Origin of the sequence: Mucilaginibacter sp. CAU 1740, assembly GCF_039839285.1 — a bacterium.
GTDB lineage: Bacteria > Bacteroidota > Bacteroidia > Sphingobacteriales > Sphingobacteriaceae > Mucilaginibacter.
Genome location: NZ_JBDOQS010000009.1, coordinates 251,506 through 273,575, shown reverse-complemented (window position 1 = coordinate 273,575; position 22,070 = coordinate 251,506). Strand labels below are relative to the sequence as shown.

The window sequence follows — 22,070 nt, the reverse complement described above, 5'->3', positions numbered from 1 at the left end:
AATTTAAAGGACTTTCTATTCCAACCTCTTCTTCGCTAACTCCGGTGCATACCGCTCATTCAACAGTTGGTTAGGAGTTATAATAAATACGGCAGTCCCTTTTTCACGCGCAAGAGGATTGGTTACTTCACCAATTTTGGTAAAGCTGCTGATCATCTTTCCGGCTACAAATTCCTTGATGTTTTTGCCACCGCCATCATCTACATAAATCATGTATTTGCATTTCAGGCTATCAGGTGCCCAAAGGGTAAAGCTGCTGTTTAGGGAGATCACTTCGGGATAGCCGTATTGCTTGCGATAGTGGTGTAAGGCACCGGCTTCGCCGTAGTTATCGGCATAAACTACGGTTTGTTTTTGATCGGCGGGACTGAGACTTCGGTAAGCTTTATCAACCAGGGCGGCCATATCGTCCCAGCCAAGCATGTCGGCATAATCCTGCGTAGTGGCGTGTTTTTTGCCATCTTCCCAGGTAATCATGAAGCGTGCGGGCGGCAGATTTTTATCGGCGAAGCGGAAAAAGGCCAGTGTTTGATCCATCGATAAAATAGGGAGTAAAATGGGGAGTAGCAAGATGTTTGGTGTCGTGAATAACAATATTACTGCAATGCGAAGTGGATATCCGCTGGTTTTTAGCAGCCGCTCAAAGCCAAATCCTCCGGCTGCAAAAAGCATTGGGTAAGCGCCAAACAGGTAATAGCTTTTGCCATCCATCATCAATAAAAAAAGAAAAATAAGCCCGTAAGCCAACGCTAAAAACTGAAAGTTTCGCAGCCTGAACGAGAAGATGAGGAACACTAACCCATTAAGCCAAACAAACAGCGCTACGCCATTAACCAATATTTGTTGCTTGATAAAATCGGCAGGGGTAATGTAGTCCAGCTGCTGCTCGCGCAAGGCCTTCATGTGGGTAAATACCGGCATGTGGTGCGTTAGTTGCCAGATGAGATTAGGCAGTATAATAACTATTGCAAGCGCTGCAGCGCCCAAGATATGCCTATTGAACAGCAACCGGCGTTGTTTGCTGATAAGAATGCCGATGATCAACGCCACGCTGAAAAACAGCATGGTATATTTGGTAAGTACCCCTAAGCCAACAGCGGCCCCCAGCCAATAAAGATAACGAACATCGGTTGTATTAAGGTATTTGATCAATAACCACACAGTTAATACCCACCAAAACTGATCAAATACTACGGGCTGAAAAAGGTATTCGCTGGCCGCAAAGGCAGGGGCGAATATGATGGATAAGCAGGCTATCGTAATGCCGAACTTTTTTCCGCCAAATTCAATAACAGTAAGTCCGGTTAGCCAAACTATAAGGCCGCCAAAAATGGTGGGGAATATCCGCGCTGCGAAAACAGAATCGCCAAAACAGGTAATGGATATTTTAGCCAGTAAGGCTATAAATGGAGGCACTTCTTTATAACCCCAATCCAAATGATCGGCCAGTACAAGGTGCAAAAACTCATCGCGATGAAAGCCAAAGTGCGATATGGCAAACAGGTTTAAAACAACTTTAATAAATACAAAAATCAGTACGAAATAAACGTAAGTGGGCTTCCGGTTTTTGTAGGGCATTGTTTATAAAAGGTTTTTTAAAGGTAGTATTTTTTTAGGTGAAAGGTAAAAGGCCAAACGCAAAAGGTTTTTTGAAGAAGCTACAAAAACGAAGACAAAGCGTGCTAAAACAGCAAAAGGTTAAAAGTACCTGCAAACTGCAGCTACCTTTAACCTTTTGCCTTTATCCTTTAACCTAAATTAAATCCGGGTTATATCAGCACCCAAAGCTTTAAGCCTGGTATCGATGTGCTGGTAGCCGCGTTCAATTTGCTCAATGTTGTAAATGGTTGATTGGCCTTGCGCCGATAGGGCGGCGATCAATAATGATACGCCTGCGCGGATATCAGGCGAGGTCATCGAGATACCACGCAATTTAACCTGGTTATCTAAGCCGATAACGGTAGCACGGTGTGGATCGCAAAGGATGATCTGCGCGCCCATATCCAATAGTTTATCCACAAAGAACAAACGGCTCTCGAACATTTTTTGGTGGATCAGTACCGAACCTTTGGCCTGGATAGCTACAACCAATACAATGCTCAATAAATCGGGAGTAAAGCCTGGCCATGGAGCATCGGCAATGGTCATGATCGAGCCGTCAATAAAAGTTTCAATTTCGTAGTGCTCTTGAGCAGGGATAAAGATATCATCGCCCCTTAGTTCTAATTTGATACCCAAACGTTTAAATACATCCGGGATCATGCCCAGTTCTTTGTATTGAACGTCTTTAATGGTGATCTCAGAGCCGGTCATGGCAGCAAGGCCGATGAACGAGCCGATCTCGATCATATCCGGAAGCAAACGGTGTTCTGTACCGCCTAATTTCTCAACGCCTTCGATGGTAAGCAGGTTTGAACCAATACCGCTGATCTTTGCACCCATACGGCTCAGCATTTTGCAAAGCTGTTGCAGGTAAGGTTCGCAGGCAGCATTGTAAATGGTAGTAATGCCTTTAGCTAACACTGCCGCCATTACTACGTTGGCAGTACCGGTTACCGAAGCTTCATCCAACAAAATATAAGTACCCTGCAGGTTAGAAGCATCTACGTTAAAGAAACCATCCTCGGGGTTATAATTAAATTGAGCGCCAAGTTTCTCAAAGCCCAAAAAGTGGGTATCTAACCTACGACGACCAATTTTATCACCACCTGGTTTAGGGATAGATGCCTTACCAAAACGCGCCAACAACGGGCCTACGATCATGATCGACCCGCGTAAACCACCGCCTTTGGCTTTGAAAGTTTCTGAAGCGAAAAAGTCCTGGTTAATATCCTTAGCCTCGAAGGTGTGTGTGTGCTCGTTTATGCGTTCAACAATAACGCCCATATCGCCAAGCAGCTCAATGAGTTTGTTAACATCTTTAATGTCGGGAATATTGCTGATGGTTACCTTCTCTGCGGTTAGCAATACGGCTGATATAACCTGTAAAGCTTCGTTTTTTGCACCCTGTGGGGTTATTTCACCTTTTAGCGGTTTGCCACCGTTTATTACAAATGCGTTAGTCATGCGGAATTTCAAATAATTGATAAGATCACCATCAATAAACTAACAAAACCATTATCGGTTTTGCTAAATAATTTTTACGGGGCAAAGATTAGAAAATTAATGCAGATAAAATAAAAGGAGGGGGGAATTATCATTAATGATATGATACAAAAAAGGCGTCATTTTGAGGTTCCTCGAAATAACGCCTTTTAAATAAACCGCTGAAGAGGGTTTAATATTTTTTAGGACCGCCGTTATTACGGTTGCGGTTATTTTGATTGTTGTTATTGCGGTTGTTTTGGTTATTGTTTTGCCTGCCACCGTTGCTGCCGCCGCGGTTTTGGTTGTTTTGATTATTGTTGCGACCGCGGTTATTATTGTTGCTGGCGTTTTGCTGGAAGTTGTTAGGACGGAAATCAACACGGTTAAGGTTGATGTTCTCTTCCAGTTTTAAAGTGCCGCCAGATAAAGCGTAAAGATCCGAAAGAATACTTTCATCGCTTACCGAATCTTTGTTCCACTGTACGTAAGCCATTTTCATAAAGTTGGCTATTGATTGTACCATGTGGCGTTTGCGCTCAGGCTCTTCAATGGCTTTTGCCTTCTCGATCATCAGCTCGATGGTTTTGCCGTAGTGCTTGTATTTAATGCGCTGATGCGGATAGTTTAGGGGTGCGGGCTTAACGTGTGCAGCCTCTGGTAGTGGCTTCGGATAAGGCGAATCAACATCAATTTTATAATCAGAAATGATGTGCAGGTGATCCCACAGTTTGTGTTTAAAGTCAGCCACATCGCGCAGGTGGGGGTTTAAAAAGCCCATCAGGTCAATTACTACCTGTGCGTAGCGGTTACGTTCTTCTTTGGTTGGCAGTGCAACAATGTACTTAACCATGTTTTGTACGTTGCGGCCATATTCAGACAGGATCAGTTTATTCCTGGTTGAGTTGTAATCAAAATTTATAGGCGTTTTATCTAATGCCATGTTAGTTGTATTTTTTTTAAGAAAGTTTGAAAGTTAGCCAGACAATTTCCCGGAAGGGCAAATGAGGCTAAAATTGAATTGTTACTTGTATTGAAGTAACGCAAATATAACGTAATACTTATAATGTGCAAATTACATGAACTAAATGTTACAATTATTTGTTTTACTTTAGTTAAAAACAGCTACAAATTGGAAAATCAGCATATAACTATCACCCATATAGATATCTACCGCTTCAGCATCCCCATGGAGCCTTTTACCATTGCCACCGGCACTATGGATCATGCCCAAAACGTTTTTATCCGCGTACATACCAATGCCGGCTTTTACGGCCTAGGCGAATGCTCGGCCTTCCCGATGATAGTTGGCGAAACCCAGGATACCTGCTTGATCATGGCCCGCGAATTTGCCCGCTTATGGAAGGGGAAGGATGCCCTTGATATTGAAGCCCGGCTGCAAGAGTTGCACAGCTTTACCGCTGGTAACACCACTATAAAAAGCGCATTTGATATTGCGCTATTTGATATAGCTGCGAAAAACGCGGGTTTGCCTTTATACCAGTTTTTAGGGGGAGAAAAACGCGTTGTGGAATCGGATATTACTGTAGGTATAGCCGGGCATCACACCATGGCCCTGAAAGCTCTTGACTTCCAGGCATCGGGCGCTAATATATTAAAGGTGAAACTGGGTAAAGACGCGGTTGAGGATGTTGAACGGATCCGGCAGATTCGCGAGGCTGTTGGCCCGGCTATGCGCATTCGTGTTGATGCCAACCAGGGCTGGAGTTTTAATGAAGCAGTTTTTGCCCTGCAAGCTATAGGGCCATATGATATTGAGTTTTGTGAACAACCCATGCGCACCTGGTATGACGACCGCCTGCCCGAACTAATGCAGCTTTCGCCGGTGAAGATAATGGGCGATGAAAGCGTTTATAACCATCACGATGCGCGCAAGCATATCAACAGCGGTTCGTGCCATTATATCAATATCAAAATGTCTAAATCGGGGGGCATTTATGAAGCCAAGAAAATTCATGATGTGGCGGCATCAAAAGGGATAGCCTGTATGATGGGTGGGATGTTGGAGAGCCGGATTGCCCTCAGCGCTAAATTGCATTTTGTGTACGCCAGTCCTAATATCAGTTTTTATGATATGGACACCTGTAAACTTGGTCATTTGGTTGATCCCTGTGTTGGTGGTGCTCGCTATAATGGTTTTCATTTAGATATAGATGATGCGCCAGGAATAGGTGCTGATGCCGATGAATCATTTTTGGCCGGATGCGAACGTTTTACTATTTAATATATGCCGATGATCATCAGAAAAGCCACTATTGAGGATCTGCCCGTATTGCTGCAGTTTGAGCAAGGCATTATCAATGCCGAACGCCCCTTTGATAGCACGCTACAGCCCGACCCAATAAGTTATTACAATTTAAAAGCTTTTATCACAGCGCCCGATGTTGAGCTTTTGGTAGCCGAAATTGACGGCATCATAGCCGGTAGCGGTTATGCCCGCATTAAAGAAAACTCGAAAACATATTATGATTTTGAAAAATACGCTTACCTCGGGTTTATGTATGTATTGCCCGGATTTAGAGGGCAAGGTGTAAACCAAGCCATTATTGAAGAGTTAAAACGCTGGTCCCTGGGGCAGGGCTTAACTGAAATTAAGCTTGAAGTTTATAATGATAATATAGGTGCTATTAAAGCCTACGAGAAAGTTGGATTTGAGAAACGGATGATAGAGATGCGGATAAGGCTAAAATAAAACAAGCCGGCAGTTTTGCTGCCGACTTGCGTGTATCTTCAAATATTTTATAAAAGGGGTTTTCGCTTAGCCCGGTTGGCATTTAAAGTTTTAGCGGCACCGGTTTTTTCCTGTTTTGATGATTTTAGATCGCGCAACTGTTTTGATGCATCGGTCTTTTCTTTTTCCATTTCTTTAGTTGCCATAGCGGTAGATTTTGTTTTAATAGATAATATCTTAAAGATATTATTTGTTTTATGCAAAACGAAAAATAACCACTGTTAGCCGAAAATTTCAAAGCTTATGACACTATTCAGATAACTCGGCGAAATATTTGTGAAATAGCGGAATAGTTTCTATCCCTTTATAATAATTGTAAATATCATATTTTTCATTCGGCGAATGCAGGGCATCGCTATCAAGGCCAAAGCCCATCAATACAGTTTTTAAGCCAAGTTCGGCCTCAAACAAAGCTACGATAGGGATGCTGCCACCGCCACGGGTTGGAATTGGCTCTTTACCAAATGATTCGGCAATAGCTTTTTGAGCTGCTTTGTAAGCTACGCTATCAGTTGGGGTAACAGCAGGTTCACCGCCGTGGTGCGGGGTTACTTTTACCTTAACGTAAGGAGGGGCGATGCTTAAAAAATGATCGGTAAACAATTTGGTAATAGCTTCTGATGTTTGATTAGGTACTAACCGCATTGAGATTTTAGCGTTGGCTTTTGATGGTAATACGGTTTTGGCACCTTCGCCAATGTAGCCGCCCCAAATACCGTTTAGCTCAAGAGTAGGGCGGGTACCGGTACGCTCAAAAGTGCTGTAGCCTTTTTCGCCCCAGAGTTGGGCAACGTCAAGGTCTTTTTTATATTCGGCTTCATCGTATGGCGCACTGTTTAACGCTGTCCGTTCGGCTTCGGTAAGTGGTATTACATCGTTATAAAAGCCCGGTATGGTAATGTGGTTGTTTTCATCGTGCAGGCTGGCTATCATTTGCGCCAGTATGGTGATAGGGTTGGCTACCGCGCCACCGTAAACGCCCGAATGCAGATCGCGGTTAGGGCCGGTAACTTCAACCTCAAGGTAGGAGAGGCCGCGTAATCCGGTTTCTAAAGATGGGTGTTCCATACTGATCATCGAGGTATCAGAGATCAATACCACATCTGCTTTCAGTTTTTCTTTATTGGCTTTAACAAAAATACCCAGGTTAGATGATCCTACTTCTTCCTCGCCCTCAATCATAAATTTGATATTGCAGGGTAAGGTATTGGTTTGCATCATTAGCTCAAAAGCTTTCACATGCATGTAAAACTGGCCTTTATCATCGCAGGCGCCGCGGGCGTAAATTTTGCCGCCACGTACGGTAGGTTCGAAGGGAGGGGTGTGCCAAAGTTCCAGCGGATCTGGGGGTTGTACATCGTAGTGGCCATAAACCAGTACTGTTGGTTTTGATGGATCGATGATCTTTTCGCCGTACACAATGGGGTATCCGGCGGTTTGGCAAATTTCAACATTATCAGCCCCGGCATTGCGCAGGCTTGCTGCCACATAATCGGCAGTTTTTAATACTTCGGGTTTGTATTTTGGATCGGCGCTAACCGATGCTAAACGTAACAGATCGAATAACTCATCCAGTAAACGTTGTTTGTTTTGCTCAACATATTGCTTTATGTGCTGCATAATATTATGGTTTGCAGCAAATATAGTTAGTTATGTTGGTTCACTGGTTCAATAGTTCATTAGTGAACAATTTTTCGATCAGATCAATCAGTAATTCGATAACTGATCAATCTGCCGAGCCAAGGTCTGATTTCGGGCCATTGGGCATTCTAACAAAATCAGCTTTTTCTATTTGAGGTTTAGCCTCGGTTTTAGTTTCTTTATGAGTTAAAGATACCGCGGTAAGGCCGGTGGCTACTAATATGGCGGCTGCTACGATAAATTTTTTCATGGTGCTTTTATTTAAATTGTTGACTGGGTTTGAGAGATTATGCAGTGAAATCAGCAGAACCTAAATCTCTTTTCGGGCCAGCTTTAGTTACATCAAAATCAGCAGAACCAAGATCTCTTTTTGGACCAGGACCACTTACAGCGAAATCAGCAGAACCTAAATCTCTTTTCGGACCAGCTTTAGTTACATCAAAATCAGCAGAACCAAGATCTCTTTTTGGACCAGGACCACTTACAGCGAAATCAGCAGAACCTAAATCTCTTTTCGGACCAGCTTTAGTTACATCGAAATCAGCAGAACCAAGATCTCTTTTTGGACCAGGACCACTTACAGCGAAATCGGCAGAACCTAAATCTCTTTTCGGACCAGCTTTAGTTACATCAAAATCAGCAGAACCAAGATCTCTTTTTGGACCAGCATGAGTTACAGCGAAATCGGCAGAACCTAAATCTCTTTTCGGGCCAGCTTTAGTTACATCAAAATCAGCAGAACCAAGATCTCTTTTTGGGCCAGCATGGGTTACAGCATAATCAGCAGAACCTAAATCTCTTTTTGGACCAGCTTTAGTTACATCAAAATCAGCAGAACCAAGATCTCTTTTTGGGCCAGCATGGGTTACAGCGTAATCAGCAGAGCCTAAATCTCTTTTTGGACCAGCTTTAGTTACATCAAAATCAGCAGAACCAAGGTCCCTTTTTGGGCCAGCATGAGTTACAGCGAAATCAGCAGAACCTAAATCTCTTTTCGGACCAGCTTTAGTTACATCAAAATCAGCAGAACCAAGATCTCTTTTTGGGCCAGCATGAGTTACAGCGTAATCAGCAGAACCTAAATCTCTTTTCGGACCAGCTTTAGTTACATCAAAATCAGCAGAACCAAGGTCTCTTTTTGGGCCAGCATGAGTTACAGCGTAATCAGCAGAACCTAAATCTCTTTTCGGACCAGCTTTAGTTACATCAAAATCAGCAGAACCAAGGTCTCTTTTTGGGCCAGCTTTAGTCACGGCAAAATCAGCAGAACCTAAATCTCTTTTCGGACCAGCTTTAGTTACATCAAAATCAGCAGAACCAAGGTCTCTTTTTGGGCCAGCTTTAGTCACAGCAAAATCAGCAGAACCAAGATCACGTTTTGGACCAGCGTGAGTAAAATCAGCAGAGCCTAAATCTCTTTTTGGGCCAGCATGAGTAAAATCAGCAGAGCCAAGATCGCGTTTTGGGCCTGGGCCAGATTTGGCGGAACCATTTTTAGGGTTAACGATAGTGGCGTTTGCGATAGTTGCAGATGATAATATGGTGCTTAATGCTAAAGTTGCTAAAAGAGTTAAATTTTTCATGATGTTTTTTAGAATGTGGGGTGTGGGGTAAATATTTTATTTAATGTTGTTGATTATCGTTGTTGTGTTTCTATCAGTCGGCGCTGCCTAAATCTCTTTTAAAGCCGCTTGATAATGAGTTTACCTGTGCAATTTCAGGTTGCTCTTTGTTTTCTTTTTTGTTGGTAGCTGATGTTAATGCACCTGCACTAAGGGCTACTGCTGCTATGATGATGAATTTTTTCATGTTGTTTTTAATGTTAATTGATCGTGAATAATCAGTCGGCACTTCCTAGGTCTCGTTTGTAGCCGGTAGTAAATGAATGGATATCGGCCAGGTCATTTTTTACAGTTTCTTTTTTGCAGGAAGAAATAGCGCCGGTAAAGATTACTGCCAAAGTGATGGTGATTATTTTTTTCATGATCGTATATATGTTTATATGATATTGTCTGTGTTAATTATTCAGGGTAATTTTTTAAAGTGTTAATCGGCGCTGCCCAGATCGCGCTTAAAACCTGCCGGCGTCTTGGTGAAATTCACCGCGGTTGGCTGCTCATCCTTTTTTCCCGACGAGGATAAAACGGATGATGATGTGAGTACTCCGGTTGCCACAACCAGTAGCACAAAAACTACTGTTTTTTTCATAATGATTAATTAATATATTTAATATTCTATATTTTAAATTAGAACGATAGTTTATATTTGCTATAATACATATCGACTATTTTTAGTTGATCATATTATTTAAAGAAAGTGATTTTTTTATCTCTTTTTCTTACTTATAAACCCGTTAAAATTTTAAAATAATGTTATTTGTCTCTTATATTTATCTACTTTATAAATCAATTTAAATTACTAATTTTAAACTTAATAAGTTTTTTTTAGCTGTTCAGATAGTGTACAATTTGGTGTGAAATTTTTCTCACTTATTATTAAGCACTATCTGTGTTTTTACTATGCTTTGCCGCTTGCGGCGAAACAGGAATTTATTGTGTTAAAAAAAGTATTTAATATGTAAATTGATGAATTTAATTAATTGTAATTCAGTGTATTAACGTGGCAAATATATATATGTTTTTTAATTGAAGCGAAAAAAAATAAAAAATATTTTTCCACAACGTTTTTTATCTTTAACATTAAGTATAATTCAGTAATATTTCATAACTTTCCACCCAACAGACCGTAGAAGTGTTTTAATGAAAAAAGTCTACTCACTTATATTATTCTTTTTATTATCGCTAACAGCGTATGCGAATGATATAACCGGTGTAGCCGTTACTGATACTAACGAAGTAAATACGCTTAACACCAACGCATACGCAAACAGGTTAACGAATCCCGAGCAAACGGTTGAGGACGCAAAACGAGCGCTTTCTTTGTCAACTAAGCTTAACTATATCAATGGTATAGCCGAAGCTTACCGTGTTATTGGTATTGGAAAATACTATCTTGATCAGCCTGAAAAAGCTATTGAAAATTACCTCAATTCGCTTGCTTATTTTACACGCGGAAAAAACCTGCGTGGCGAAGCAAAGGTTTATAATAATATAGGTATTTTGTTTCGCGATCATGATTATGAGCGTTCGCTCGGCTATCTTAAAAAAGGATTAGAAATAGCGCAGCAGTTAAATGACATGAAGCTTATGGGGTCGTTATACCTTAACATAGGTAGCACTTATACCCGTAAAAATAATTTGTTCATGGCGCTTACCTACTATGACAAAAGCTTCCCTATATTTCAAAAGCTGCAGGATTCGGTAAACCTGATCCAGTGCCTTCAAAACAGGGGCGTTATTTATTTTAAGCTTAAAAATTATGATAAAGCGCTGGAACTGTTGCTGCAGGCCAACGCGGGTGCCAAGGCACGCGACCTTAACGAATCTGTAGCCAGTATAGATCTTACCCTGGCAGCTTTGTATGTTGCCAAGTTAGATTATAACAACGCCGAGAAAATTGTAGAGGAAGGATCAGCTTATACGCAGTTGGTTAAAGACCCGAAGCTTGATTATGACTATCGTTACACCACCTACGAACTGGAGCTTAAGCGTAAAAATTACGGCCGGGCCTTAACCCTTTTGCGTGGAATATATAGCCAGGATAGCACCACCTACAAAACCAATGCATCAGCACAGATGAATTTGGTAGAGGCTAAGCGCAGGCAGGAAGAACAGGTGAAAGAGAATGAAAGGATTGCCGAACGCCAGGCTTACGATAGGTCGAAATTTTGGGCGGTAACGGTAGTTGCAGGATTATTATTGGTGGTGATAGGCTTGCTCATCAATAACGTAAAACGTAAGGCTAAAACAAACGCGCAGCTCACACTGCTTAATGGTGAGGTATCACGACAGAAGGATAACCTTGACAGGATAAATCATCACCTGGAAGAGATCATTGATGAACGTACCAAAGATCTTCAGTTAAAAAACAAAAAGCTTTCAGAGCATTCTTCATACCTTTCGCACCAGATACGCGGGCCTATCGCCACTCTACGCGGGCTAATTAACCTTGAAAAGGAAGGCCTGGTTGACCAGGCCGAATGTTTGGATATGATGGATAAATGCGTATCAGAAATTGATGAAAAGATCATCGAGATGAGCGATATGCTTCACAACCCTCCGAGCGTTTAATCAATTTTTATAGTACAGGTTTAATAGCTGAAATGCACTGGCAAGGTTGAATGGATCTGTGCCTCTATCAAGCCGAGGTATATGCAATAGTACGATATCATTTGCAGGATCAACAATTGCCTGTGCTTATTATAGCCTTGTGTTTCAAAAGCCAGCGTTTCTTCGCCCGCGGTTACAAAAAACCTCATTTCGCCTTTGCTGGGTTTAAACCGTTTCTTGATCAGGTCGAAAGCTTTGACTTTTAACTTGCTCGAAGGATCGTGGATAACCCCATCATTTAAGGTTTCGTTTTTGGATATTGAGATAAGATAATTTGACATATACATCATCTTTTATTATGATGTATATGCCACAATTTTTAAACCAACTTCCTAAAAATCAACAGTAAGCAAAAAAAATAGCCAATTTGTTTAATTATTATTGGCTGAATTTCTCTCGATTAAATATTGTTAATTTTTATTTAATATTAATAAGAAAAAGGCAATTCTGCTATTCTGAACAATGTACACTATGCCGGAATTATAAGGGTTAATAAGCTACACTTATACAGCTACGCTGGTTTGGTTACGCAGTTCTTCGTACAATAATATAACCTTACGTTGTAAGCTGGCAATTTCCGATTCGCGGTCAACCAGTTTTTTCTGGGCCACGCTCAGGCTTGATGGTTTTAAATCGGTTTGTTCGGCATCCAGCGCCAAAAGGTTTACAACATTTACATCAAAAATGTTGGCAATCTGCTCAAGACGTGATAAGTTAATATCGGTAACGCCGGTTTCGATCTTCGAAAACGCGGGGATCGAGATACCTAAACGGTTGGCCACGTCTTCCTGGCTCCATCCATGTTGATGACGTAAAGTTCTGATGTTTTTACCAACCGAGTTGTTTGTTTTCTTTTTTACAATATCGCTCATATCAATACACTATTAATTAGGAAAAGGGATATGCAACGAATCCAAACGGCATGCCATCATTAAATTACCTTTAAATTAGTGTTATAACGGCAATTTAATGATGGAGGGATATTTAATATGGGGAATCAATTCCCCAAAATAGGAATTTAATTCTTGGTTAATATTATTGAATGATATAAAGCTTGGCAAATTTCAGCAGCAATTGCTTTTGGCCAATCTCTTTAAAAAATATGGTAGCCTTTATATCAGGCTTGTTACCCTCAAGCGAGATCACTTTACCGAAGCCAAAACGCTCGTGCTCAACCTCCATACCAACTTGTAATCCGGATGTATCAGAAGGCTTGAAATTGGCCGATGGCACGTGTGCCTTGGCCAGTATCGATGTGGTTTTTACCGGGGCCTGGCTGGCTGGTTTCGGCTTGCTAAAAGTATCTGGTTGCTTATCGCGGCTCCAGGCTTTGCGGTCGTCATCAAAGGCGGCGCTGCCACCCGAAGTTGGGCGTGCTGTATAGTCAAGTTCTAAAAATTTAGGGTCGATCTCATCTAAAAAGCGACTCGGTTCACAGCTTATCAGCGTACCAAATTTAAAGCGCGACGTAGCATAGCTAATGTGCAATTTACTTTCGGCACGGGTAACGGCTACGTAAAACAGGCGGCGTTCTTCCTCCAGGTCGCTACGCGAATTTAGCGACATTTGCGAAGGGAAAAGGTTCTCTTCCAAACCTACCACATACACCTGCGGAAACTCCAGACCTTTTGATGAGTGGATGGTCATGAGTGATACCGTATCGGCATCTTTGTTTTTATCCTTATCATCGTTGGTTAAAAGGGCCACATCCTGCATAAAAATATCAAGGCCTTTTTCCTCAATATCCTCCCGTTCCGAAAACTCCTTGATACCGTTTAACAACTCTTGTATATTTTCGTAACGGTTAAGGCCCTCTACCGATTTATCTTCGTACAGATCCTTCAATAAGCCCGAATGTTGGGCAATATAAAGGGCAGATTCATAGGCCGATTTGGTTTTGGCCAACACCTGGAAACTCTGGATCATGGTAGCGAATGTGGCCACTGCTCCTGATATTTTACCTTCAAGATATTTGCCCGGTTCGGCAATAACTTCCCATGGGGTAATGCCATGCTGATCGGCGGCTACAATGATCTTATCTACCGAGGTATCGCCAATGCCGCGTTTTGGATAATTAATAACGCGTTTAAGTGCTTCCTCATCGTTAGGGTTAAAGGTAAGCCTGAAGTATGATATCAGGTCCTTGATCTCCTTACGTTGATAAAACGACAGACCGCCGTATATTTTATAGGGTACGCCCAGCTTACGCAAAGCCTCCTCCATAGATCGTGATTGCGCGTTGGTACGATACAGGATAGCAAAGGCGGCCCATTTCATACCGTTCGAGCTGCGATCTTGCATAATGGCCTCGGCAACTATTTTACCTTCCTCGTTATCGCTGAAGGCGCGCATTACCTTGATCTTATCGCCCGATTCTTTTTCAGAGAAAACGTTCTTTTTAAGCTGATCTTTATTATTGCGGATAATGCTGTTGGCAACATTTACAATATTTTGGGTTGAGCGGTAGTTTTGCTCCAGCTTAAATACTTTCAAATCCGGGTAATCCTTTTCAAAGTTCAGGATGTTTTGAATATTGGCACCACGGAAGGCGTAGATACTTTGCGCGTCGTCGCCCACAACGCAAAGGTTTTCGTTTACGGCAGCCAGTTTTTTTACTATCAGATACTGCGAAAAGTTGGTATCCTGATACTCATCCACCATCAGGTATTTAAACTTGTGCTGGTATTTGTTCAGTACATCGGGGTGCAGTTTAAGCAGTTCGTTGGTTTTGTAAAGCAAATCGTCAAAATCCATGGCTCCGGCGCGGTAGCAGCGGGTAGCATACATTTCGTAAATTTTGCCCAATTGCCCACGTCCGCTCGAAAAATCGTCGGCCTGGATCTGCTCGTTCTTGTTATATTCCTGCCACGATATCAGGTTATTTTTTGATGCCGAGATGCGGTTCAGTACAAAGTTTACATTGTACAGTTTATCATCAAGGTTCATCTCTTTTAAAATGGCCCTGAGTACGCTTTTGCTATCGTCGGTATCGTAAATGGTAAAGTTGCTTGGATAGCCAATTTTTTCGGCCTCAACCCGTAAAATTTTGGCAAACACCGAGTGGAAGGTACCCATCCAAATGTTTTTGGCCTCGGTACCAACTACGTGGGTAATACGCTCGCGCATTTCGCGGGCGGCTTTGTTGGTAAAGGTTAGTACCAATATGTTAAATGAATCAACACCCTTGCGTACTAAATGCGCCACGCGATAGGTAATAACACGTGTTTTGCCCGATCCGGCACCGGCAATGATCATTACCGGCCCTTCAGTTTGTTCAACCGCTGCCCTTTGTTCGGGGTTTAATCCCTGTAAGTAATCCAAAATCTTTTCCTCTTTGCTGTGAGGCAGCGAAATTAAGGTTTTGATGCGAAAGGGGAAAGTGGATTTGTTGATTTTGGATGGCGGATTTTAGATTTAGGATTTGGCTTGAAGAAACAATAGCATGTTGTGATATTTAATTTATTGATTAAAATTGTATCAATATTTTAAAAATGACCGAAACCTTTGATACTTATACCCGCCGCACCCTTACCTACAAAATTATGCAGGTGCCATTAGTGCTGATGGTAATTGCTTGTGTAATGGCCCCTTTTAATAAAAGCTTAAGCGAACCTTTAATAATGTTAATGGCTTCTTGTTTCATTTTGGGTTTTATTGGTTTTTTTGTGAGTTTGTTTTGGTTGAGTGCACCAAGTTATATAAAAGACGGCGAGTTACTTTTTGAAGACGATAAGGTAGTTTTAAACAGCATTACATTTCTTTTAACCGATTTAAAAAAGATAGAGATAGACTGCCATAATTACGCGGGCAAGCCAGGACGATCAAAAAACGATGGCACCTATAACAAAATTATTATTACGAAGCCAGAAGGAGAGGTTATCGAGCACCGCTTTGTTATCTCATCTGAAAGAAAATGGCGCAAACTGGAGTTGCTCATGAAGCAATGGAAACAGGATGGCTTTAAAATAATCTCAAACGGGATCGATCTGGTTGGATAACCCAGATTTGATCGATCCTTCAATTTGCATTCGTCAATCTACTTATAAATTTAAACAAATGTTACAGCATTACGATAAACAATGGCTTGCTAATGAGCTTGAACAGGAGCAATCGGTTAAATATATTTTCTTTTGGGGACACACGCCAAAGGATGGTGAGTTGGTAGGGAAATTTTGCTTTAGCCAATGGTATGAATTGCCTTTTACTGTTGATGGAATAACCTACCGCACGGCCGAACACTGGATGATGGCCAAAAAAGCCCTGCTTTTTAATGATCAGGAAATACATGATAAAATTATCGAAGCTTTTAAACCGGGCGAAGCTAAAGAGCTTGGCCGCGAAGTGAAAAACTTTGATGATGGCATATGGAAAGCCCAACGATTTGAAATAGTAAAGCAAGGCAACATCCATAAATTTAGCCAAAACCAACCCTTTGCCGATTATTTGCTCACAACCGGCGACCGTGTTTTAGTAGAAGCAAGCCCAAGGGATACTATCTGGGGAATTGGACTGGGAGGGGAGAACCCCAAAGCACAGCACCCTGATACATGGAGAGGACTGAATTTATTAGGATTTGTGTTGATGGAAGTTAGGGATGTTTTAAGAGAAACTAAATAACACTCGCTTTGCGCTCATTTTTGATGAGCGCTTGGTAGCCTTTTGCACTTATAACGAGCGGGTAAACGGAAGGCTAATTAATTCAAAAACCTATTAATAGTTTTCACCAGCTTATTTACATCAAAAGGCTTGGGTACAAAAGCATCGTAGCCAAAATTAACCAGCGCTATGGCCTGCTCGTGATAGGCCGAGATCAGGATAACCGGGATATGCTTGGTTTCTTCGTTTGTTTTAATTAGCTGACAGATGCGACCGCCGTTAAGGCCGGGGAGCATGTAATCGGTAAGTACCAGATCTGGTTTATGATTTTTTACCGCGGCTATGATATCGTCGGTTTGGCTAAGGCCTGTAACTTCAAAATTATTAAAAGTTAGTACTGTTTCAAGTACGCTTAAAATTTCGGCATCATCTTCAATAATGAGTATATTTTTTGGCATATGGTAGTAGGCAATTGCAATATAAACCCTTGTAGATTAATACTGCAAATAAACAAAATGTTTTAATTAAAAATATTTCCCGGTATTTAATTGGCTGTTGAGGCTATAGCTAATTTACAACTATTTTGTTTATTATCAAAAGTGTATTATAATGTTTATTGAATATATTTATTCGTAATATAACTGATTAACAGTTGTTTGTTTTGGTTTTTGTTATAGAATTAACTATTGGATTTTGATGGTGCGGCATTTTATTTTTATTTAATGCAACGTTTGTAAAAAATTGGATGTCTGTTAAGCAGTATGCTAAAACTATTTGCAAATGAAAAGCTTCCCGAACCTAAAACTAACCTTTTTCTTATCTGCAGGATTAATGCTTGTTTCTTGTTTGGGCATGGCCCAGGCGGTTGATAAAAACCAAACCGATGATGCGATAACGCCGGCTGTGAACCTTACCGATACACTTGGCAATGCGCAGCCATTTGATCCATCACCCAACGATGAGTTTTTGAAAAGCATCAGCTTGATACAAATTGATGCCGATATGCAAAGGCAAATTGATTTGGGCGAAGTGCGGCTTGCCAGCAAAAGGTACAGCAAAACATACACTGCCGGTAAAATGGATGAGCTGGCTATTGATAACCGTTTTGGCGAAGTAAAGATCAATACATGGGATAAGCCCGAATTTAAGGTTGAAGTACAGGTAAATATTTATGCCGATAAACAAAGCGATGCCCAAAGCTTTTTGCCCCTGGTAAATGTTTTCGATACTAAAAAAGATGCCCTGGTTGCTTTTAAAACCATAATAGGAGATACCCGCGGTAGCGACCGGCTTTTATGGACAGCCAATGGCCAACCGCATTTAAAAAAAATCGAGATCAATTACGTGGTATATATGCCGGCAAAAAACTCGCTGAACATTAGCAATAGTTATGGTAACGTTATTTTGCCCGATTTTAATGGGCGGCTGCTGCTTAAAAGTACCTACAGTTCACTAAAAGCTCAGCGGTTAAATAACCCGCTTAACCAGGTTAAGGTATCATTTGGCAACGCGAGCATTGAAAGCTTCAGTGGCAGCAAACTTGAAATTAGCTATGGTAGCCTTGATTTAATGGAGGGTGATGATTTGAACGCGACCATTAGTTATGGCCAGGCACGCATAGGTAAACTGTATTCATCGGCCAATATCAGTGTTAGATTTGGTAAGGAATTGAATATTGGTGGCCTGGATAAAAAATTGAAAAGCCTCAATATTACTTCAGATTATACAGCGGTAAAATTGGGTAATGTTACCCAAATGAATGCCAGTTACGATGTAACAACCAATTATGGCATATTAAAAACCGACGACCCCAGCCTGAAAATTTTGGCTAAACTTGCCGATAATAGCAGTGATTTAAACTCGGCGAAAAATTATAAAGGGCAGCTTGGTAAAGGTAATGCGAGCTGCAATATCGTGATCACATCAAAATTTGGTTTTGTGAGCTTTAACAAACCAATAAAAAATGGCGATGAGCCTAAACACCCATCGCCAATTAAAATTTCCTCTAATCTCTAATCTTTTACTCTGCGTTGTAAACGTTATTACGAAGATCAACATCCGGTAGCTGATGTTCAGGATCAATTTCCATGGCTTTTATGGCCGAGGTTGATGGATATTTAAATTTCCATACGCCATCGCGCTGCCAAATGTTTACCGGCAGGTGAATGGTTTCAACTTTGCCGTTGGCCTGGGTGATTTTCAGGTCGACAGGCATGGCCATTTTTTCGTTGTTGGTTAGGGTGATGATAGCGCCTTCAGTAGGTTTATCATTTACGTAGCTAACCGAAGTAATGGCCTGGTCCAGTTTCCAGGTAGTGAAAAACCATGGTTTCCAAAACCAGTTAAGGTCTTCGCCGCTGGCATCGTTTATGGCACGGAACAGATCATATGGTAGGGGATGCTTGAATGCCCAGTTTTTAATGTATTCGCGCAGGGCGTAATCAAAACGCTCAGGGCCAAGTACCACGTTGCGTAAAATATTGAGGCCTAATGCTGTTTTAACATAATACTGACCGTAATCGTTAAGGCCAATGGCTTCAGGAGCCGTCATCAGCGGATCTTTACTATTGCGGTATCCGGCAAGGATGTTTTGTGCCGAGTTGCTTTTATCAACATACTCGCCGTTGTTAAACTGCTCTGTAGCGTATTCATTAATGAAAGTGTTGAAACCCTCGTCCATCCACATGTACTTGCGCTCGTTCGATCCTACTATCATCGGGAACCAGCTGTGCCCAATCTCGTGGGTAACATCACCCCAAAGCTGTCCTTTTTTAAAGTTGCTAAGGCAGAAGATAGCGCCCGGATATTCCATCCCCAAAGCCACGCCAGATACGTTTACGGCCGAGTTCCATGGATATTCAAAGTAAGCTTTTGAGTAGATCTCCATGCTGTTTTTCAGGTACTCGGTAGATCGACCCCAGCCATCATTGCCCGAACTTTCAACCGGATAGGCCGACATAGCGATACCTTTACGACCCGATGGAAAATTAACCCTCGCCGCATCCCAGATAAAAGCATCCGAAGCACCCCAGGCAATATCGCGGGTGTTCAGCATTTTGTAATGCCAGGTAAGCGTGCCTTTAAACGGACGGGTGGCGGTTTTGCCAACTTCGCCCTGGCTAATAATGGTTACGGTTTTATCGCTGTTGCGGGCTTCTTCCAAACGTTTTAACTGCGCCGGACTAAGCACTTCTTCTGGGTTTTGCAGGTCGCCCGAGCCTACTACAATTTTATTGGCCGGTGCGGTGATGTAATAATCAAAATCGCCGTATTCGCAGTAAAACTCGCCTAAGCCCATGTAGGGTAGGGTGTTCCAACCTTCTACATCGTCATAAACGCACATGCGCGGGTACCATTGGGCAATTTCGTAAACGTAACCCTGTTTAAATTTTTTGCGACCCATGCGGTCGGCACCATAGTAGGGGATAGCAAAATCATAGTTAACTTTTACCTGGATCTTTTCGCCTTTGCCATCCATAGGGGCATTAAGGCGCAATTGCATACGGGCATCGCTTATCACTGGCTCAACTTTATAAGTTTCGCCTTTGTAAGTAACGTCAACCGATGCTATATGGTAACCACCGCGACTAAAACCACGCACATCAAACCTATCGCCGGTGTAAGGCGTAACCGCCGCCCCGCGCGAATCTGGTTTAAAAAGGTTTTGATCCAATTGCAGCCATAAGTAGTCTAACTTATCAGGACTGTTGTTGGTATAGGTGATGGTTACCTCGCCGGTAATGGTGGTATCTTTCCCCTCGTTAAGGGCTGCCCTGATCTGGTAATCGGCGCGGTTTTGCCAGTAGGTTGGCGATGGTTTACCCGCGGCAGAGCGTGTGCCGCCGCTGGTAACCGGCCAGGTTATGGGGCCAAAAAGGTCCTGGTGATTGTATTTAGCTGTATCGTTGCTTTGTGCCGATGCCTTTTGCGTTAGGGGCATCAGCGCTACGGCGCATAATAAATAATTCAGTTTTAAACAGTTCATCTTAAATTTTTAGCAATAAAGGCGCAAATAAAGGCAAATAATTTGTGAGTTTGATAATTTGAGATGATTGTATCAGGGAAATTGCTTAACAGATGGATAATATTAAGCATAAGGTAATTAAGGGATTTTACACTAAGTTTTACCAATAGAAGAATTAGATCAGGGAAAATATTTTAAACGCGCGTTTGAATAGAAAACGGATTAATGAAAAATTTCCTACACGGATTTTTGCGAATTATCGAATTACACAAATTAATATTGATCAGTATTTGAGATTTGTGTAATTCGAATAATTGTGGGCGGTTCGAAATTCAATTCGTGTGAAAATTTCTCAGGTTTCGCTAACGTTAATTGCATAACCATAATTTCATAAATAGTTAACAGAAATACCAACAGTTTTGCCCTGTTCCAATATTCTGTTTTACAGATTCTACACTAAACTCCGGCATCCCGGATACTATTAACTATGAAAAAACAACTATCAATTGCACTGCTTGCTTTGTTTATAACAACGGGGCAACTCATGGCGCAAACTGCCAAACACGTTATCTTTATTACTATCGACGGTTTTCGCCCCGATTTTTACCTTGAGAGCGAATGGCAAACGCCCAATTTGCGCGCGCTGATGAAGGATGGCGCTTATGCCAAAGGCGTAAACAGCGTATTCCCATCGATGACTTATCCATCGCATACCACCATTGTTACCGGTGTACAGCCGGCTAAACACGGCGTATTTTATAACAATATGTTCCCCCGGATGGCGAGCCGCAGCAACCTTACTGGCAGGATAGTTCGATCCATGCGCCCACCATCTGGAAGGCGGCTAAAGATAAAGGCATGACCGTTGCATCGCTTTACTGGCCGGTATCTGCCAATGCACCTGTTGATTATAATATCCCCGATATTGGTGGCCTGGGCGATGGCGTGCGTGAGCAATACTCGCTACCTCAAGGTTTTTATGCCGAAGTTAAAAAAGAAGTTTTCGGTGGTGTTGATAAAATTGATGCCGGTAAAAATCAAAACATAGGCAAGATAGCCGCCTATGTGATCAAAAAAAGCAAACCCGAACTGATGACCATTCACGTGTTTTCGGTAGACGGTGCCGAGCATGCTGTAGGCCGTTCAGGAACCCGCGTACAGGAAGCTGTGGCCGACGCGGATGCCGCAGTAGGCATTATAGTTGATGCGCTGAAAGATGCAGGCATATGGGATAGCACGGTATTACTTGTTGGTGGCGACCATGGTTTTTACGATGTAAAGAAAACCATTTCGCCGAACGTATGGCTTAAAGAAGCTGGCCTGATCACTGATCTGAAAACCGGCGATTGGAAAGCGCAATTCAATACCGTAGGCGGCTCGGCGTACCTCTACTTAAAAGATCCATCAGACAAAACTACTGCCGATAAAGTAAAAGCATTATTAGCCGCACAACCCGATAGCGTGAAGCAATACTATCGTATAATTACTAAAGAGCAACTTACCAAAGGCGGTTATAACCCCAATGTGGCCTTTGCGCTTACCGGCGAACATGATGCAGCATTTAGCGGGGCAATTATCGGCGATGCCGTGAAACCGGGCAAAGGCGGTACTCACGGGCATTTTCCTGATACAAAAAACATCCGTACAGGGCTAATAGCTCATGGTCCCGGTATTCGTAAGGGCGCGGTTATCGAAGAAATGAACCTGCGCGATATGACGCCTATTATGGTGAAGTTGCTTGGCATCCCGTTCGGAAAGGTGGATGGGAAGATACCAGCTGAGCTGTTGCAATAAATTGGCTTCC

23 protein-coding genes are annotated in these 22,070 nt (G+C 42.1%); 8 read left to right on the top strand and 15 right to left on the bottom strand.

From position 1 onward, the window contains the following. Positions 1-15: 15 nt before the first annotated feature. The 3 genes from AAFN85_RS20235 to AAFN85_RS20225 form a co-directional block, all read right to left on the bottom strand. Complete coding sequence (locus AAFN85_RS20235) at positions 16-1,578, bottom strand: glycosyltransferase family 39 protein (RefSeq protein ID WP_347529424.1); 1,563 nt, start codon at positions 1,576-1,578, stop codon at positions 16-18. Between the two features lie 180 nt (positions 1,579-1,758). Then, the gene (gene murA, locus AAFN85_RS20230) at positions 1,759-3,066 is read right to left on the bottom strand and encodes a UDP-N-acetylglucosamine 1-carboxyvinyltransferase (RefSeq protein WP_347529423.1); all 1,308 of its coding nucleotides are present in this window, start codon (positions 3,064-3,066) and stop codon (positions 1,759-1,761) included. A 211-nt stretch (positions 3,067-3,277) separates the two neighbouring features. After that, a complete protein-coding gene (locus AAFN85_RS20225; RefSeq protein WP_347529476.1) occupies positions 3,278-4,006 on the bottom strand; it encodes a DUF4290 domain-containing protein in 729 nt (242 codons plus the stop codon). Positions 4,007-4,231: 225 nt separating this feature from the next. On the opposite strand from AAFN85_RS20225, the gene AAFN85_RS20220 reads away from it, so the two are divergent. Beyond that, positions 4,232-5,329 (top strand): dipeptide epimerase, encoded by a 1,098-nt coding sequence (locus tag AAFN85_RS20220; RefSeq protein WP_347529475.1) that lies wholly within the window; start codon positions 4,232-4,234, stop codon positions 5,327-5,329. Positions 5,330-5,338: 9 nt separating this feature from the next. Next, positions 5,339-5,797 (top strand): GNAT family N-acetyltransferase, encoded by a 459-nt coding sequence (locus AAFN85_RS20215; protein ID WP_347529422.1) that lies wholly within the window; start codon positions 5,339-5,341, stop codon positions 5,795-5,797. A gap of 47 nt (positions 5,798-5,844) precedes the next feature. Here AAFN85_RS20215 and AAFN85_RS20210 read toward each other — a convergent pair whose 3' ends face one another. The 7 genes from AAFN85_RS20210 to AAFN85_RS20180 all read right to left on the bottom strand — a co-directional run bounded on the left by AAFN85_RS20210 (position 5,845) and on the right by AAFN85_RS20180 (position 9,685). Beyond that, positions 5,845-5,982, bottom strand: a complete 138-nt coding sequence (locus AAFN85_RS20210) for a hypothetical protein (RefSeq protein ID WP_347529421.1) — start codon at positions 5,980-5,982, stop codon at positions 5,845-5,847. A 103-nt stretch (positions 5,983-6,085) separates the two neighbouring features. After that, positions 6,086-7,456 carry a dipeptidase gene (locus AAFN85_RS20205; protein WP_347529420.1) on the bottom strand — a complete coding sequence of 457 codons (1,371 nt, stop codon included), beginning with the start codon at positions 7,454-7,456 and terminating at the stop codon, positions 6,086-6,088. Between the two features lie 106 nt (positions 7,457-7,562). Beyond that, a complete protein-coding gene (locus AAFN85_RS20200) occupies positions 7,563-7,727 on the bottom strand; it encodes a hypothetical protein (RefSeq protein ID WP_347529419.1) in 165 nt (54 codons plus the stop codon). Positions 7,728-7,764: 37 nt separating this feature from the next. Continuing rightward, complete coding sequence (locus AAFN85_RS20195) at positions 7,765-9,060, bottom strand: hypothetical protein (RefSeq protein WP_347529418.1); 1,296 nt, start codon at positions 9,058-9,060, stop codon at positions 7,765-7,767. A 73-nt stretch (positions 9,061-9,133) separates the two neighbouring features. Beyond that, positions 9,134-9,286, bottom strand: a complete 153-nt coding sequence (locus tag AAFN85_RS20190) for a hypothetical protein (RefSeq protein WP_347529417.1) — start codon at positions 9,284-9,286, stop codon at positions 9,134-9,136. Positions 9,287-9,317: 31 nt separating this feature from the next. After that, positions 9,318-9,461, bottom strand: coding sequence for a hypothetical protein (locus tag AAFN85_RS20185; protein ID WP_347529416.1), 144 nt, complete (start codon positions 9,459-9,461; stop codon positions 9,318-9,320). Between the two features lie 62 nt (positions 9,462-9,523). Next, positions 9,524-9,685: a hypothetical protein gene (locus AAFN85_RS20180; protein WP_347529415.1), complete on the bottom strand. Its 162-nt coding sequence runs from the start codon at positions 9,683-9,685 to the stop codon at positions 9,524-9,526. A gap of 551 nt (positions 9,686-10,236) precedes the next feature. On the opposite strand from AAFN85_RS20180, the gene AAFN85_RS20175 reads away from it, so the two are divergent. Further along, entirely contained in the window at positions 10,237-11,667 is a 1,431-nt protein-coding gene (locus AAFN85_RS20175) for a tetratricopeptide repeat protein (protein WP_347529414.1), read from the top strand. Between the two features lie 20 nt (positions 11,668-11,687). On the opposite strand, the gene AAFN85_RS20170 is transcribed toward AAFN85_RS20175, so the two are convergent. The 3 genes from AAFN85_RS20170 to AAFN85_RS20160 form a co-directional block, all read right to left on the bottom strand. Next, positions 11,688-11,987 (bottom strand): hypothetical protein, encoded by a 300-nt coding sequence (locus AAFN85_RS20170; RefSeq protein WP_347529413.1) that lies wholly within the window; start codon positions 11,985-11,987, stop codon positions 11,688-11,690. 222 nt (positions 11,988-12,209) lie between these two features. Next, positions 12,210-12,578, bottom strand: a complete 369-nt coding sequence (locus AAFN85_RS20165) for a helix-turn-helix transcriptional regulator (protein WP_347529412.1) — start codon at positions 12,576-12,578, stop codon at positions 12,210-12,212. A 163-nt stretch (positions 12,579-12,741) separates the two neighbouring features. Further along, on the bottom strand, positions 12,742-15,027 hold the full coding sequence (locus AAFN85_RS20160) for a UvrD-helicase domain-containing protein (protein WP_347529411.1): 2,286 nt from the start codon (positions 15,025-15,027) through the stop codon (positions 12,742-12,744). A 170-nt stretch (positions 15,028-15,197) separates the two neighbouring features. On the opposite strand from AAFN85_RS20160, the gene AAFN85_RS20155 reads away from it, so the two are divergent. Both AAFN85_RS20155 and AAFN85_RS20150 read left to right on the top strand, forming a co-directional pair. Continuing rightward, a complete protein-coding gene (locus tag AAFN85_RS20155) occupies positions 15,198-15,704 on the top strand; it encodes a hypothetical protein (protein ID WP_347529410.1) in 507 nt (168 codons plus the stop codon). A 58-nt stretch (positions 15,705-15,762) separates the two neighbouring features. Next, the gene (locus tag AAFN85_RS20150; protein ID WP_347529409.1) at positions 15,763-16,323 is read left to right on the top strand and encodes an NADAR family protein; all 561 of its coding nucleotides are present in this window, start codon (positions 15,763-15,765) and stop codon (positions 16,321-16,323) included. 77 nt (positions 16,324-16,400) lie between these two features. Here the strand turns inward: AAFN85_RS20150 and AAFN85_RS20145 are convergent, their stop codons facing one another. After that, positions 16,401-16,760 (bottom strand): response regulator, encoded by a 360-nt coding sequence (locus tag AAFN85_RS20145; RefSeq protein WP_347529408.1) that lies wholly within the window; start codon positions 16,758-16,760, stop codon positions 16,401-16,403. 322 nt (positions 16,761-17,082) lie between these two features. On the opposite strand from AAFN85_RS20145, the gene AAFN85_RS20140 reads away from it, so the two are divergent. Next, a complete protein-coding gene (locus tag AAFN85_RS20140) occupies positions 17,083-18,318 on the top strand; it encodes a hypothetical protein (protein ID WP_347529407.1) in 1,236 nt (411 codons plus the stop codon). A 4-nt stretch (positions 18,319-18,322) separates the two neighbouring features. On the opposite strand, the gene AAFN85_RS20135 is transcribed toward AAFN85_RS20140, so the two are convergent. Continuing rightward, a complete protein-coding gene (locus tag AAFN85_RS20135; protein WP_347529406.1) occupies positions 18,323-20,287 on the bottom strand; it encodes a M1 family metallopeptidase in 1,965 nt (654 codons plus the stop codon). Positions 20,288-20,753: 466 nt separating this feature from the next. Here AAFN85_RS20135 and AAFN85_RS20130 point away from each other — a divergent pair, with 466 nt between their 5' ends. Continuing rightward, positions 20,754-21,128 (top strand): alkaline phosphatase family protein, encoded by a 375-nt coding sequence (locus AAFN85_RS20130; protein WP_347529405.1) that lies wholly within the window; start codon positions 20,754-20,756, stop codon positions 21,126-21,128. Then, positions 21,083-22,060, top strand: a complete 978-nt coding sequence (locus AAFN85_RS20125; protein ID WP_347529474.1) for an alkaline phosphatase family protein — start codon at positions 21,083-21,085, stop codon at positions 22,058-22,060. The genes AAFN85_RS20130 and AAFN85_RS20125 overlap by 46 nt, the downstream gene beginning before the upstream one ends. Positions 22,061-22,070: the final 10 nt, after the last annotated feature.

What these genes read in the sequence shown, in the direction of transcription:
- AAFN85_RS20145 (WP_347529408.1), bottom strand. Translation starts at nt 16,760, where the DNA reads ATGCCAAAAAATATACTCATTATTGAAGATGATGCCGAAATTTTAAGC.
- AAFN85_RS20140 (WP_347529407.1), top strand. Translation starts at nt 17,083, where the DNA reads ATGAAAAGCTTCCCGAACCTAAAACTAACCTTTTTCTTATCTGCAGGA.
- AAFN85_RS20195 (WP_347529418.1), bottom strand. Translation starts at nt 9,060, where the DNA reads ATGAAAAATTTAACTCTTTTAGCAACTTTAGCATTAAGCACCATATTA.
- AAFN85_RS20150 (WP_347529409.1), top strand. Translation starts at nt 15,763, where the DNA reads ATGTTACAGCATTACGATAAACAATGGCTTGCTAATGAGCTTGAACAG.
- AAFN85_RS20210 (WP_347529421.1), bottom strand. Translation starts at nt 5,982, where the DNA reads ATGGCAACTAAAGAAATGGAAAAAGAAAAGACCGATGCATCAAAACAG.
- AAFN85_RS20170 (WP_347529413.1), bottom strand. Translation starts at nt 11,987, where the DNA reads ATGTCAAATTATCTTATCTCAATATCCAAAAACGAAACCTTAAATGAT.
- AAFN85_RS20185 (WP_347529416.1), bottom strand. Translation starts at nt 9,461, where the DNA reads ATGAAAAAAATAATCACCATCACTTTGGCAGTAATCTTTACCGGCGCT.
- AAFN85_RS20235 (WP_347529424.1), bottom strand. Translation starts at nt 1,578, where the DNA reads ATGCCCTACAAAAACCGGAAGCCCACTTACGTTTATTTCGTACTGATT.
- murA (WP_347529423.1), bottom strand. Translation starts at nt 3,066, where the DNA reads ATGACTAACGCATTTGTAATAAACGGTGGCAAACCGCTAAAAGGTGAA.
- AAFN85_RS20215 (WP_347529422.1), top strand. Translation starts at nt 5,339, where the DNA reads ATGATCATCAGAAAAGCCACTATTGAGGATCTGCCCGTATTGCTGCAG.
- AAFN85_RS20190 (WP_347529417.1), bottom strand. Translation starts at nt 9,286, where the DNA reads ATGAAAAAATTCATCATCATAGCAGCAGTAGCCCTTAGTGCAGGTGCA.
- AAFN85_RS20135 (WP_347529406.1), bottom strand. Translation starts at nt 20,287, where the DNA reads ATGAACTGTTTAAAACTGAATTATTTATTATGCGCCGTAGCGCTGATG.
- AAFN85_RS20200 (WP_347529419.1), bottom strand. Translation starts at nt 7,727, where the DNA reads ATGAAAAAATTTATCGTAGCAGCCGCCATATTAGTAGCCACCGGCCTT.
- AAFN85_RS20130 (WP_347529405.1), top strand. Translation starts at nt 20,754, where the DNA reads ATGAAAAAACAACTATCAATTGCACTGCTTGCTTTGTTTATAACAACG.
- AAFN85_RS20180 (WP_347529415.1), bottom strand. Translation starts at nt 9,685, where the DNA reads ATGAAAAAAACAGTAGTTTTTGTGCTACTGGTTGTGGCAACCGGAGTA.
- AAFN85_RS20205 (WP_347529420.1), bottom strand. Translation starts at nt 7,456, where the DNA reads ATGCAGCACATAAAGCAATATGTTGAGCAAAACAAACAACGTTTACTG.
- AAFN85_RS20175 (WP_347529414.1), top strand. Translation starts at nt 10,237, where the DNA reads ATGAAAAAAGTCTACTCACTTATATTATTCTTTTTATTATCGCTAACA.
- AAFN85_RS20165 (WP_347529412.1), bottom strand. Translation starts at nt 12,578, where the DNA reads ATGAGCGATATTGTAAAAAAGAAAACAAACAACTCGGTTGGTAAAAAC.
- AAFN85_RS20155 (WP_347529410.1), top strand. Translation starts at nt 15,198, where the DNA reads ATGACCGAAACCTTTGATACTTATACCCGCCGCACCCTTACCTACAAA.